This window comes from Paenibacillus sp. IHBB 10380 (genome assembly GCF_000949425.1).
Taxonomy (GTDB): domain Bacteria; phylum Bacillota; class Bacilli; order Paenibacillales; family Paenibacillaceae; genus Paenibacillus_AQ.
Genome location: NZ_CP010976.1, coordinates 3,640,580 through 3,654,411 on the forward strand (window position 1 = coordinate 3,640,580; position 13,832 = coordinate 3,654,411).

13 protein-coding genes are annotated in these 13,832 nt (G+C 41.9%); 1 reads left to right on the plus strand and 12 read right to left on the minus strand.

Going from position 1 to position 13,832, the window contains the following annotated elements; all coding sequences use genetic code 11:
* Positions 1 to 23 precede the first annotated feature (23 nt).
* On the plus strand, positions 24 to 1,214 hold the full coding sequence (locus tag UB51_RS16275) for a coenzyme F420-0:L-glutamate ligase (protein ID WP_044878209.1): 1,191 nt from the start codon (positions 24 to 26) through the stop codon (positions 1,212 to 1,214).
* 190 nt (positions 1,215 to 1,404) lie between these two features.
* On the opposite strand, the gene UB51_RS16280 is transcribed toward UB51_RS16275, so the two are convergent.
* From UB51_RS16280 to UB51_RS16325, 12 genes are all read right to left on the minus strand, one after another.
* A complete protein-coding gene (locus UB51_RS16280) occupies positions 1,405 to 3,936 on the minus strand; it encodes a hypothetical protein (protein ID WP_044878210.1) in 2,532 nt (843 codons plus the stop codon).
* Positions 3,937 to 4,240: 304 nt separating this feature from the next.
* Entirely contained in the window at positions 4,241 to 5,392 is a 1,152-nt protein-coding gene (locus tag UB51_RS16285; RefSeq protein WP_234405454.1) for an efflux RND transporter periplasmic adaptor subunit, read from the minus strand.
* A gap of 48 nt (positions 5,393 to 5,440) precedes the next feature.
* Entirely contained in the window at positions 5,441 to 6,274 is an 834-nt protein-coding gene (locus UB51_RS16290; RefSeq protein WP_044880215.1) for a carbohydrate ABC transporter permease, read from the minus strand.
* A 56-nt stretch (positions 6,275 to 6,330) separates the two neighbouring features.
* A complete protein-coding gene (locus UB51_RS16295) occupies positions 6,331 to 7,224 on the minus strand; it encodes a carbohydrate ABC transporter permease (RefSeq protein WP_044878212.1) in 894 nt (297 codons plus the stop codon).
* A gap of 87 nt (positions 7,225 to 7,311) precedes the next feature.
* The gene (locus UB51_RS16300) at positions 7,312 to 7,842 is read right to left on the minus strand and encodes an N-acetylmuramoyl-L-alanine amidase family protein (RefSeq protein WP_234405455.1); all 531 of its coding nucleotides are present in this window, start codon (positions 7,840 to 7,842) and stop codon (positions 7,312 to 7,314) included.
* Positions 7,843 to 8,070: 228 nt separating this feature from the next.
* Positions 8,071 to 8,232 (minus strand): D-alanyl-D-alanine carboxypeptidase family protein, encoded by a 162-nt coding sequence (locus UB51_RS29315; protein ID WP_082063325.1) that lies wholly within the window; start codon positions 8,230 to 8,232, stop codon positions 8,071 to 8,073.
* A gap of 333 nt (positions 8,233 to 8,565) precedes the next feature.
* Positions 8,566 to 9,891: an ABC transporter substrate-binding protein gene (locus UB51_RS16305; protein WP_044878213.1), complete on the minus strand. Its 1,326-nt coding sequence runs from the start codon at positions 9,889 to 9,891 to the stop codon at positions 8,566 to 8,568.
* A 32-nt stretch (positions 9,892 to 9,923) separates the two neighbouring features.
* Positions 9,924 to 10,250 carry an efflux RND transporter periplasmic adaptor subunit gene (locus UB51_RS16310; RefSeq protein ID WP_044878214.1) on the minus strand — a complete coding sequence of 109 codons (327 nt, stop codon included), beginning with the start codon at positions 10,248 to 10,250 and terminating at the stop codon, positions 9,924 to 9,926.
* Between the two features lie 76 nt (positions 10,251 to 10,326).
* Positions 10,327 to 11,061 carry an N-acetylmuramoyl-L-alanine amidase family protein gene (locus UB51_RS16315; protein WP_044878215.1) on the minus strand — a complete coding sequence of 245 codons (735 nt, stop codon included), beginning with the start codon at positions 11,059 to 11,061 and terminating at the stop codon, positions 10,327 to 10,329.
* A gap of 26 nt (positions 11,062 to 11,087) precedes the next feature.
* Positions 11,088 to 11,249 (minus strand): D-alanyl-D-alanine carboxypeptidase family protein, encoded by a 162-nt coding sequence (locus tag UB51_RS29320; protein ID WP_082063326.1) that lies wholly within the window; start codon positions 11,247 to 11,249, stop codon positions 11,088 to 11,090.
* A gap of 230 nt (positions 11,250 to 11,479) precedes the next feature.
* Positions 11,480 to 12,313: a polysaccharide deacetylase family protein gene (locus UB51_RS16320; protein WP_044878216.1), complete on the minus strand. Its 834-nt coding sequence runs from the start codon at positions 12,311 to 12,313 to the stop codon at positions 11,480 to 11,482.
* Positions 12,314 to 12,344: 31 nt separating this feature from the next.
* Positions 12,345 to 13,742, minus strand: a complete 1,398-nt coding sequence (locus UB51_RS16325; protein WP_044878217.1) for an ABC transporter substrate-binding protein — start codon at positions 13,740 to 13,742, stop codon at positions 12,345 to 12,347.
* Positions 13,743 to 13,832 lie beyond the last annotated feature (90 nt).

Genomic DNA, 13,832 nt, shown 5'->3' on the forward strand with positions numbered 1-13,832 from the left:
AGTCCTTATAAGGAGCGATTATATTGGAAAGAGTAGTTGGAACCGTTGTTAGAGGTCTTCGTTGTCCCATCATAAATCAAGGGGACAACATAGAGGAAATCGTTGTAGATAGTGTACTAAAAGCTTCAGAAGTTGAAGGCTTTAACATTAATGATAAAGATATCGTTACTGTAACAGAATCAATTGTTGCTCGCGCTCAAGGTAACTACGCTACTATTGATCATATAGCTAAAGATGTTAGTTCAAAATTTGGAGAAGAAACGGTTGGAGTCATATTCCCTATCTTAAGTCGTAATCGTTTTGCAATCTGTCTCCGTGGTATTGCAAAAGGCGCTAAAAAAATTGTTTTAATGTTAAGCTATCCATCTGATGAAGTTGGTAATCACTTAGTGGATCTAGACATGCTTGATGAAAAAGGAGTTAATCCTTGGACAGATGTTCTAACAGAACAACAATTCCGTGATCATTTTGGATACAATAAACATACTTTTACGGGTGTTGATTATATTGATTATTATAAATCGTTAGTTGAAGAATATGGTGTCTCATGTGAAGTTATATTCTCCAATAATCCCAAGACCATTTTAGATTACACAAAAAATGTTCTGACTTGTGATATACATACAAGATTCAGAACAAAAAAAATATTAAAAGCAAATGGTGGAGTCAACATTTATAGTCTCGATGACATATTAGCAGAATCTGTTGACGGCAGTGGATGTAATGAAGCCTATGGTCTACTAGGATCAAATAAATCAACAGAAAATAGTGTTAAACTGTTCCCACGTAATTGCCAACCTATTGTTGATACAATACAACATATGCTCAAAGAAAAGACTGGCAAACATGTTGAAGTCATGATTTATGGCGATGGAGCATTCAAAGACCCAGTAGGTAAAATATGGGAACTCGCTGATCCAGTTGTCTCACCAGCTTACACATCAGGACTTGATGGTACACCTAATGAAGTAAAGTTAAAATATCTTGCTGATAATAACTTTGCTGATTTAAGAGGCGAAGAACTTAAACAAGCGATATCTCAATACATTAACAATAAAGATTCTGATCTTGTAGGATCGATGGAAGCACAAGGTACTACACCTAGAAAACTTACTGATCTTATAGGTTCTCTATCCGATTTAACTTCAGGAAGCGGAGATAAAGGTACACCTGTTGTCTTTATACAAGGTTATTTTGATAACTATACAAAATAATATGAATTAGATGATTGTATATAAAAAATAAGCAATGCTAGCTTTTACTAGTATTGCTTATTTTAGTGCTTCCAAAAGATTAGAATAGAACTAAAGCAACCCTCCATTCGTTTACACTAACTTTCTTTGCGAAAACAATTGGCGGAGCCGAAAACTATGGATATACCCTCAAATTAGTACCGCTTGTACTTTAACTTCCTGCGCTACCAGTGCCATCGGTTGACGTTGTTGGTAATTCTTCGTAAGTAAGTGAATAGGATTGGCTGCCTAGCAACATTCTTTGACCTTGGAACTCATCGTACAGATTCATGCGAATGCCGCCCCCTCTTAATTTTTTGTATAGGTTACTTTTAAACGTTGTTGCGTACGATTTATTATTACCGATGAACAAATCAGTCCCGAGTGTCAACGTCTTCTCCATCGATTGTCCATTCGGATCTATGATTTCCAAGACTAGCTTGTGCTCGTATTCACCTGCTTCGTAAGCTTCATTTTTGGATAAGTTGTACGTTACGACTGTATCCAATGTATCCTCACCTTCCCTAACGGTACCCACTACATTGGTAAGCGAAAGACTGTAAGGGAACAACTCCACACTCCTTAGATTGGACTGCGGCGTTACTCCGGCAGTGTTCAGTGATAATCTAACTGTATTGATATATCCCGTTGATTTACCACCTATAGCTGTCAGTTTACCGTCAGCTACGCCTTCGCCAATATGAAGCACAAGCTCTGAAGTATTCACACTCAATGGAATCTTACTCCAGACGGTAACCACATTTTTACCATTTGGGCTTGTTGCCTTGGACGATTGGCTAACTTCGGCCTCATAATATTCATTCTCAGGTGTTCTGTAGTAAGCAACAAGCTGAGCCTGTTCCGATTTACGTGGTTCTTTGCTGTTCATTTCTAGCTCTGTATACATCATATTGGAGCTACTTCCATTATAAACGGTTGTCCGACGTTCGCGGATTTCTGCTTTTTTACCTGTAAAATCAATAGGGAAGGAGCCACCTGCAACCACGGTATTCATCACATTATTTAGTAGAGAGGTGTTCAAAGTGAGAAAGTTCGTAACGTCATCACCTGAGGTTTCCTGCAGCACAATCCTTAATTGCTTGATACTAGAGGAATAAGGAACCTTGGTTATCACATATATCTCTGCCGTTTCATGAGGCGCGAGAGACGTTTGAGCATTTTTTGCCACGATCTGGGTCGTGCTGCTGAGATCGCTAAGTCCTGCTTTGACCAGAGCTTTGAGCGCAGGCAGTTTTACTGTCGTGGATTTGGTGTTGCGAATGCTGATTTTGGCTACGATTTGATCTTCATCTGCCCATGGCAGCCTCTGAATGGAATCAATCTTTACCCCAAACGTTCCATGTCGGTTCTCCAACATGTTCTCTAATCCCAAACGGTTGTTACTTTCCTGAGAATAAGGGATTTGATAATACGCAGTCGGAAAAATAATCTTGTCGGTCGCAGCGGGTTCCGTTAACTGCAGCATTAACTTACTTTGATTTAGATCTAATCTCACATCCGCGCTTAGTTCAATGATTTTCTCTTCTAGCGGCTTTAAGGTTAGATTGGCAAGCGCCTTTGTATCCACCGGAATGCTATATCCTTCAGCGGCTTTAATTGCCAGCTCGTAAGCGGGTAGAGCTACAGATTTATTACCGAGATTTTTAATACGGAATAGAAGGTTCCATTTCGCGGTGTCGTTCTCTGAATATACGGAAGCGCTTTTCAGCTGCGTTTCTACAGTATTATGGTTAATGGAAATTTTCTTAACCGCGTAATCAGCCACGGCTGAGTCAGAAGCTGTTAACGCTGGAAGTGTGAAGGTAATAACCGGAAGATTTATTTTCAAAGTTGAGTCTTCCTCCGCGAATTGCAGCGTCATATTATCCGTTTTTATATAGGAAGGAATTTCTGCCAAATAGTAGATCATTTTCTTCTCCTGAGGCTGTACCTTGTAACCACTGCTGGCATCATCCAGCGTGAGCTCGAATACCGAACCACTGGCTGATGCCAGATATGCTTTAAAGCCGGGATCGCTAAGCACCTTTGTATCCGAATTCGTGAGACTGATACCTATCCTCATGTATACTTTTCCATTAATCTGAATTTTTTGCAGACTTTCCGCCTTGGTCGTTATAGGCAGATTATTCATCGTGATCTTCTTGCTCTGGCCTTTAGCAGCTACCATGGAATAATTGGTCGGAACCGTGAAAACACCCAGCCTCTTCTGATAATCCGCGCTGTTGAAATCCCACCCGAATATTGAAACTTTGGCTCCGGTTACTTTTGTAGCCTTGCCGATATTCACATAATAAGTTACGGTTTGGCCGCTCTTGGAGGGCACCGATTCTTTGGTCGCATCACTCGTGATAGGGCTTCCCTGTACAGTTGTACCCCCTGTTGTGGTCACCTTGGAGAAATAATCGATAAGACTTACATTGCTACCACTACCGTTGCTATAACGAAGCGTGTATGTAAGTATATTACCGCTCGGCTGCTCAGAAATGTTGATATCCATCAGCTTCACGCTGACATTGCTCTTCAAAACTATAGACCCCAGTTTGTCCAGATTGAATACTGCCTTTGTTGATTTAGCGACGGGTGAAGTGCCTGCCGATGCTGCGTAAGCTTCGTATGCCATAGACTGGCTTAGAAGCACTGTGGTGAGCAGTACTGCAGCATACGTTTTTCTTCGTTTGTGCATAAATTTCCCTCCCTGATTAAAAGTCCTTACACTTAAGACTGTCTGGTCAAACAAACCCCTCTTTACCTATAATTCCCCTTCAGGTTCACACTCTCACACTCTTTTCCCAAGTGAATACATGGTTTCTCTAGATTATCTACTTAAGGCCAGGATATTGCCTATCAGGTTCGTAGATGCGAATGGATTCGAGATGGATATCCTATGAATTCACTTTTTCACAGTTACAATGACTTCTTCGACATGCGGGTGTGGAATTCATTACCCTACTTCTTTAATCCTTAGTTCAACTTATATAGTATGAACTTTACTGCGTCCGAACCTTGTTGCCATCCTGCAGCGGCTCGCTGCTGTCGACTACGACTTGATCTTGTTCGAATATACCTCCGGTTACAGCTGATTCTTGATCATTAGAATCAACGACGGTAATTGATACTCTACGAATGTAAAATGTGTTGCCGAGTGGACTGTCTCTTACTTCAATTCTAAAGACATACTTTCCGCTACCATCTTCGTGAATGGCTTTATTGGATATTAATATCGTATTACCGGCCGACGGTTTAGTCAGCTCCACCTTAACAATGTCCCCTCTTTTGAAACTATCATCTTGTATTGTGATCAGAAGTCGTTTCATTTGAGAGTTCAAAGTTGTAGTCTCGCCTTGACCTGTAGTTCCTTCCTCGACAGAATTTGCATCTTGGATTTCTGCAATTTGGCCCTCGACTTGTTTGATTTGACTTCCATCCCCTTGAACATCGATCTTTTCTCCTATCTTCAACATGCTAGCTATATTAGCAGGGGCTAATAACTCAAACATAAATCCAAGACTTCCGTTGGACATTTGCACATCTGGCCCGCCATTTGATGAGATAAGGCCCTCCGTCGCATTTACTTTCGTAACTATTCCATCAAACGGAGCAGCAATTGTGCTATTATTTATCAAATATTCCTGTAACTTTTGTATTTTTCGTTGCTGAACCCCCTGATCGATTTTGCTGATCTCTATCTCGCGTTTAGTGTTACCTATGCTATTCTCATCTCTACTCCACGAAGCTTCCTTAAAACTGCCCTGCAGCTCTTCCATTGTGAGCTTAAGTTTTTTAAGACTCGCTTGTTCGTCCAGAATCTGTTGCTCCGCCTCTTTTCTGTCGTAAGTCACCAGTGTCTGCCCTTTCTTCACAAGATCCCCTTCTTTTACATCTACTTTTGTAACTTTCCACCCCGTACTATTCGTTAATGCAACTTCTGCCTTCCACATTAATACACTACTACTCTGAAACATATGAACAAGCTGTCCCCGTTTCGGTTCTACTACCGCTACCTTTGGTAAAGTCAGAGACATCAACGTGTTGCTAAGCAGCGTAAATACAATTAGGAGACCGATAAACAAGCCGGAGAAGATTCGAATCGTTCGTTTACGTCCTGAATTCGCTTGTTCGCTATGTTGTAATCCCATCATGATCACCCCTATAATTTTCCGAAATATAGATTATATCCTAAATGTTAACTATCCTTTGATTCCTGATAGCTGAATTCCTTCGATAAAGTAAGACTCTGCATATAAAAACAACAGCACCATTGGGGCCATATACAGCACAGATGCAGCAAAGGCGACACCCCGGGCTCCTTCGTTGATACGCGATAAATAAAGCGATAATGGCTGCTTGAATGAATCCTCTATAAAAATAAGCGGCTGCTCGATCATATTCCAATTGTCAACAAATAGTAATACAATCAGTGCAGCGATTCCAGGTTGAATAAGAGGAACGATAATCTTATAAAAAATCCTCAAATGTCCAGCTCCGTCCATTTTGGCAGCTTCGATATACGAGTTCGGAATATGCAGCATGAACTGTCTTAGCATAAATACGCCGAAAGCACTGAAAATTCCCGGTAAAATAATCGCAGATGTTGTGTTCATTAGTCCAAGTTTCTCCGCAATAATGTAGTTGGGAACCAATGTGACTTGAAACGGCATAATCATGGTCATTAAATAAATGACAAACAACTTATCCCGCCCCCAAAATCGGAGCTTGGCAAAAGCATAGGCCGCCAGAGATGCGACTAGCACTTGCCCTGCGATGATAGGTGTGACCATCAATACGGAATTCCAAAACATCTGAAGGAACACAGGTTTATGAACCAACACCTCCGCATATTGATGAAATGTCAGCCAATCGGGAAATAGCTTCAAGTTAACAAATCCGTCTTTCTCTCCTACTGCAGTATTGATCATCACGCCAATGAGATTATAGTTATGGTCAATCTCACCTTCCGTCATCAACGAGTTTGTGAATGTGATAACAATAGGAAATAGCATCATCGCGGCGATAATTGCCATCACCAACGTTAACGCAAACTTACGAAATAAAGCCAACAATATCACCGTCCTTACACTTAATCCATGAATTGCCGAAAACGGCGTTCTATTGAAAGCATGACTGTCACACTGATTAGAATGCAGCCTACCATCAAGGTGGCAGCGGCCGTCAGTTTCTGAATATCGAGTGATAGAAACATGTTGTTCATATAATGTTGCAGCATATAAATACGGTCATGTGGATAATCTCCTGCGATCAGATACGCTTCACGGAAAACTTTGAAAGAATTAATAATGGACATTAAAATGACAAAGAACATTGTCGGAGTCAAGTAGACCAACGTAATATGAATCAATTTATGAAATCCCCCTGCACCTTCGATATCCGCAGTTTCATAGTAATCCTTAGGAATACTTTGTAGTCCGGCCAAGAATAAAATGATGTTGTACCCAATATTTTTCCATGTGTACACGATAACCAACACACCCATGGACCAATCTGATTTCATCCAATCGATCCGTTCTATATGCATGCTTTGCATCCATACATTTACTGTACCATTCCAGTCGAACAATATTTGCCACATCATTACGATAGAGGCGACGGGTACCACAAGTGGCAATACAAAAGCCGTCTGCAGCCAATTCTGAATAAATAATTTTTGATTAAGCAAAATCGCAAATAATAAGGATAAAACAACGATGAGCGGTACGCTTATACCGGTAAATAGGAATGTATTTGTTGCTGCTTTACGGAAGGAATCGCTAGCATACAGTTCATTATAATTATCCAAACCTACAAAAGAGCCATCCACCGTGCTATCTTGGAAAGAATAGAAAAATCCCATGACAAACGGAATAAGATAAAAAATTGCGAAGCCTATCAAGCTCGGCGCCAAGAAAAGAACAGCCACCGGCCAATCTCGTCGTAGCAACTTAAATATTTTGCCCCGATAACACTTGCCTACCATGTTTAACATCTCCTAAATCCAATTCGAATGAGAAAAATGAACCCTGCATTGTCGTTCACAGTTCATTACCAGCAGTTGGTTATACATTCAACCTTCTCTATCCACGAAATACTTTTTAATTCCTTTTACAATGGCTTGAGCGGTTCGATTCTGATGCATTTCACTGAGCATATTCGTTTCATTGCTGGGGTTCGTGAGGAACCCCAGCTCCAGTAAAATCGCGAGATTGTTGCTGAGCTTCAGCACCCCCAAGCCTTCCTTTTTCACGCCGCGGTCCTTGAATCCAGTAGCCTCTGCCAGTTGTTCGTGCACCTCGCTTGCGAACAAAAAACTTTCGTCCGCATAATAATACGTTTCTGTGCCAGATACATCCGGATCACTGTATGTGTTCCCATGAATGGAGACAAATGCGTCCGCATCGAGATCATTTGCGATTTGGGCGCGATCCTCCAGCTTGACAGAGCTATTATCCGTACGTGTCCTGTGTGCCTCGAACATCGGCTCCTGCTGGAGCAAGTCATACACCTTCGTAGACAGCGCTAGGGTGTACGCTCGCTCTAGGTTCCCGCTTGCACCTTCCGCGCCGGGATCCTTGCCTCCATGCCCCGCATCGATCACAATTTTGTAGCGTTGGGATACTTTGCGGCGTTGCCATATTCTTGTTCAGCGAAACTGTCGACTCCCCCGAAGTTGTGATTCGATTCCCCGAAATCGGGGATGATAACGCATATATCGACCAGACTATTCCCATAAAAACAACGATGCTTATCATAAATATCGCTTGGCGGCGTTGAAGCTGTTTTCTCCTTATCCTTTTCATGCTGTCTCCTTACTCATGGCCGCTCTCTATGCCTCATTAAACCCAGATTGGAACATAGTCGACCGCCACGGCTTGTACTTATATTGTTTTACAGCTTCCTTGTCCCTCGGATATCGAATAATAAAACCGTATAGATGAGCATTTTCGCTAACCCATCGGCCCTCCTCCTTCTCACCGGACTTCTCGATTCATTGACGATTCAGGCTTTCTCCATCATCACTCGGGTTGCGCCACTGCCTACGGTGGTCTTCTACCAGTGTAGTACGCGAATATATGATAAGTGAGATGGACTTGTATTGAAGTTGTAAAGAACTGAATTCAACAGGCAACACAGCACAAAAAAAACCAACTGCGGTTGCAGCTGGCTTTGGTTCTGTCGGCCCCTGAATTGTCGTTCAAAGTCATTACGAAAAATTGTAATCTTGAATTCTTTGCCTATGAACCTGCTTCATATTCTGAACAGACTGCGTATTTTCCTCATTCACACCTGTCTTCCTTTATCTCTTAGAAGTTATTTATTCTTACTCATTCAAGTACGTCGTCACACGATTCGCGACAAGTTCTGCGACCGCTTGTGCCGATTTTTGACCGCTATAGTAAGCTTTCACTTCCTCTGTAATAATCGTTCGGATCTTCGAATCATTCTTCTCCGGTGTGGTTGCATTTACCATCATCTGCTTGATCATATCAATGTCCGCCTTCTGAACCGGTATCGTGGAGCCCGTAAGCGATTCAATCGAGCCTTTGTTCTGGAGGTCTTGTAATGTCTTCTCGTTCACCGTTTTATGGATAGAGAAACTCTGATGATCTGGCATCGTCTGGATCTCCTCGGACATTAAGAACTTCATGAAATCCCAAGCTTCCGCCTGAACGGCCGAATTCGCATTCAACCCCAATGTCATCTGCATCGTGAACGAATCTCCCGCTTGTTGACCGGTAGCGACCGGCTTGTTATAGATTTTCCCTTTCCCTTTCTCAAAGATTAGCGATGGCATTTCAAAATAATCTGCAGGATAGTTAATCCAAACAGACGAAAAGAAATAATCCCCTGCATCGACTTCGGCATCCGTCACTACCTTTTCCTCAAACAACGTTTTCACTTGCTCCATGAGTAAGGCGAATTCATTTGTATCGAAACTAACAGGGCGCTTCTCTTCATTCACAATTCGCTTATAGTTATCAGTAAACAAATCGTACAGCATCTGTTCTCGAGACGTATTCCCTATCGAATAGGTATGGCCGCCGGATGCCGCTAGACTTTTGCCCACAGTTATGAACTCACTCCATGTCCATTTGCTGTCATCGAATTTCACTCCGGATTCCTCAATCGCCTTCGCATCCCCCATAAAACCGTTAAGGGAGAACCGCAGCGGCAACGTATAGAGACCTCCATTCATCTTGGCCCCATCCAAAATGTTCATCTCATATTGACTGGAATCAAATGTAGCATCCTCCTTCATCAAGCTACTCAAGTTCACCAGCACTTTTTTGTCCACATATTTTCTAACGGGCAAATCCTTCACATTCAGGGAAATCAAATCGGCCCCTTTACCGGATAGGAGCTCTGTATTGGTGGTGTTCACATATTTCTCGATATCACCTTCTTGATTCGAGCCTTCCCCCTTGCTATATTCTTTAATTTGAATATCTACATTCGGATGTTTCTCTTCATACTGCTTCTCTGCCAGAGAATACACAGGATCAGCTCCGAGTACGGATAAGACGACGGTCTTCTTCCCATCTTGTCCCTGTTGCCCCTCTTTCTTCTCAAGACTGGCTCCGCCAGAGCATGCTGCCAAAGTCATGGTTAATGCAACGATCAAACTGAATACACATCTTTTTTTCATCGTAAAACGCTCCTCTCTATTTTCCGTGCTATCTACGAACAAGCACACCAGACTCTCAGACGATTACCTTCTGTTAGCGGCTCGCTGCTCTCCACAATAATGATATCTTTCATTGTTACCCCTTGTAACACCAGGGTTTCTTGACCATTCGATCCCCCTAATTTAACCGGGGACTTCCGAACGGTAAAGGTATTCCCCAGAGATCCTGAATGCTCTTCTATCACAAGCACATAGCTGTTCTTCCCTTCACGATGAATCGCTTGGTTCGATACGAGCATGCTTCCATTGTTCTTCTCCGATTGCGTTAATTCAACGCTCACGAGTTCATTCGCTTGGACATCCTTATGCTGAGCCTTCACAACGAACAGTTGACTCGAAGCCGTGTCCTGGAATTCATGCTCGGCAGAAGGATTCTCATAGGCTTCCTTCCTTTTTCTAACCCTCTCTATCCACGAAATACTTTTTAATTCCTTTTACAATGGCTTGGGCGGTTCGATTCTGATGCATTTCACTGAGCATATCCGCTTCATCGCTCGGGTTCGTGAGGTACCCCATCTCCAGTAAAATCGCGAGATTGTTGCTGAGCTTCAGCACATTCCAGCCTTCCTTTTTCACGCCGCGGTCCCTGAATCCAGTAGCCTCTGCCAGTTGTTCGTGCACCTCGCTTGCGAACAAAAAACTTTCGTCCGCATAATAATACGTTTCTGTGCCAGATACATCCGGATCACTGTATGTGTTCCCATGAATGGAGACAAATACGTCCGCATCGAGATCATTTGCGATTTGGGCGCGATCCTCCAGCTTGACAAAGGTGTCATCCGTACGTGTTCTGTGCGCCTCGAACCTCGGCTCTTGCTGGAGCAGGTCGAACACCTTCGTAGACAGCGCTAGGGTGTACGCTCGCTCTAGGTTCCCGCTTGCACCTTCCGCGCCGGGGTCCTTGCCTCCATGCCCCGCATCGATCACAATTTTGTAGCGTTTGGATACTTCTTGCGGCGTTGCCATATGTTTGTTCAGCGAAACTGTCGACTCCGCCGAAGTTGTGATTCGATTCCCCGAAATCGGGGATGATAACGCATATATCGACCAGACCATTCCCATAAAAACAACGATGCTTATCATAAATATCGCTTGGCGGAGTTGAAGCTGCTTTCTCCTTACCCTTTTCATGCTGTCTCCTTACTCATGGCCGCTCTCTATGCCTCATTAAACCCAGATTGGAACATAGTCGACCGCCACGGCTTGTACTTATATTGCTTTACAGCTTCCTTGTCCCTCGGATATCGAATAATACAACCGTATAGATGAGCTTTTTCGCTAACCCATCGTCCCTCCTCCTTCTCACCGAACTTCTCGATTCATTGACGATTCAGGCTTTCTCCATCATCACTCGGGTTGCACCACTGCCTGCGGTGGTATTCTACCAGTGTAGTACGCGAATATATGATAAGTGAGATGGACTTGTATTGAAGTTGTAAAAAGATGAATTCAACAGGCAACACAGCACAAAAAGGCCAACTGCGGTTGCAGCTGGCCTTGGTTCTGTCGGCCCAAGGGTAGTCGGTTTTCGATGCTTCTCAGCCGATAATTACAGATATTTATCTTGATAGAAATTAAGACTGAAATGGTCAGCGTCATTATATACACCAAACTCGTATCCTTTTTCCCTATAAAATGCAATTATTTCTGGAAGCGCTTGTAATGTTTGTGATTTTTCATGCATGAGAACGACTTCTACGTCATTTTTAGTTCCCTTTTTAACATTTTCTACAATTTGGTTTGGATTATCTTTTAACACCCAGTCGTTAGAATCAATTGTCCAATCCCATATTTTAATTCCAGCCTCTACAATCTGATTACGAATCTGTTCACTTTCCAATCCTGGTGCTGAACCATAAGGTGGACGAGCCAACTTAGGATTCGTACCTGTAATATCCTGAATAAGAGATAATGTTTCGTTCATCTCTGGTACAAACTGCTCATTATCGTAAAGCCTTTTGTAAATATGTGTCATACTATGCGCACCAACATAATGACCTTCTTTTGTTGCTCGTTTTACATTTTCTTGTAAACTTGTTTTTTGTAGATTACTTCCCTGCATAAAAAATATTGCTTTTACATCTTGCTCTTTTAATACATCTAAGAATTGATTCGTTAATATACTAGGGCCATCATCAAATGTTAGGTAAACAACTTTTCCGATTGGCTTTCCATCCGGTCTTTTTTTTTCTGGTTGTATAGTCTCTTGTATGATACTTTGTTCTGCTACACTTGTGGCAACTTGATGGATACTTTCTTCAGGATCAGAAGTCAATTTCCCTATTAAAAAGATCATAAGAAAAACAGTTGCTACAATAAGTCCTAATCTTCTTCTTTTCTTTTTCATCCTTATTTTTACATTGTCATTTCGTGATGTTTTCATTATTTATCTAAACCTTTCTCTGAATAGCTGGTTATTCATTTAAGACAGTCGTCACTCTATTTTGAATCAACCTCGCCACGACTTCGGCTGATTTCTGTCCACTGAAATAGGCTTTGGATTCTTCTGAAATGATCTCTTCGACCTTAGAAGGCTTGAATGCAACGGGATGGATTGCTCCAGAAAGGAGTTGATCTAATCCTTGAATATCCTTTGCCGTTACCTCGAAGACTTTGCCACTCATAGCTCCCATTTCTTGACTAACCGTAACCTTCCCTTCCTCTAATAGTTGCTGCTTTTGCTTCTCATATAAGTTTTTATTTAAAGGAAAACCCGTTCCTGGAGCTTGTATCTCATCAGACAACATAAATTTAAGGAAGTCCCATGCTTCCTCTTTGACAGAAGACTTCTCATTGATGCCAATGGTTTTGTACGGTCTAAAATAACCTCCAGCTTGCTGATCATTTGCATTTGGTTTGGCATACAGCTTGGATTTAAATACATAGCCCTTCGGATAAAATTCACTCTCTTTTAAGGTATTAATATAATCAGTTGGTGAATTAATAGAAACCGTTCTGAATAGAGGGTGTACTTGTTCTTGAGTGATCATGTGTTCATCGGACAAGGACTTTACCTGCTTGAGTAATTTAGTAAAGGGTTCCGAATCGAAATTCACCTTTCCATTGACCTCATCTACAAACGTCGGGTATTGATCTTTGACCATTTCATTTAATAGAGCATCCGGTGAACTAAACACTCCATATTTGCCATTGTTCTCTCCAAACTTCATTAGTTGTCTGATTACATCGGTATATTGACTCCAATTCCAAGTCTTGTCGTCAAACTTCACCCCGCTTTTCTCAATCAATGTTTCGTTCCCCATCAGACCATACATAATAAATCCCAAGGGCATCCCATAAATTCCGCTGTTTATCTTAACATTGTCCAAAATATTGTTCAAATATTGCTCTTTCTTAAAGGTTGGATCCTTCTCTAGGATTTCACTCATGTTGACTAATAAATTATTTTTCACATACTTATCCATTGGCAATTGATCCATTTCAATCATATCAGGACCTTTACCTGATAACATGGCCGTGTTCGTCGTTTTGACGAATTTCTCATGAGCCGCTGCTCCTTTTTCACCATCACCACTCTCTAGATATTTAAGCTCAATCGTGATATTAGGATGCTTAGCTTCATATTTCTTCTTAGCTTCCTCAAAGACTTCATCAGGAAAAAATGTAGAGAACACAATCGTTTTTTTGCCACCACTGGGTTTCGTTCCTTCTTTCTTTTCCCCGTTTGGCGTTTTTGTTGTCTTACTCTCGTTTTGTGTTTGCGCTACATCTCCATTGCCCGCACGGCTACTACAAGCAGAGACAGAGATCATGAGTATAATCGTTAGTAACATCAACAACATTTTTTTCATTTTTATTCTTCCTTCCTTTTTCTAACCTTCTCTATCCACGAAATACTTTTTAATTCCTTTTACAATGGCGCTGCTACCTACGGGGTATTC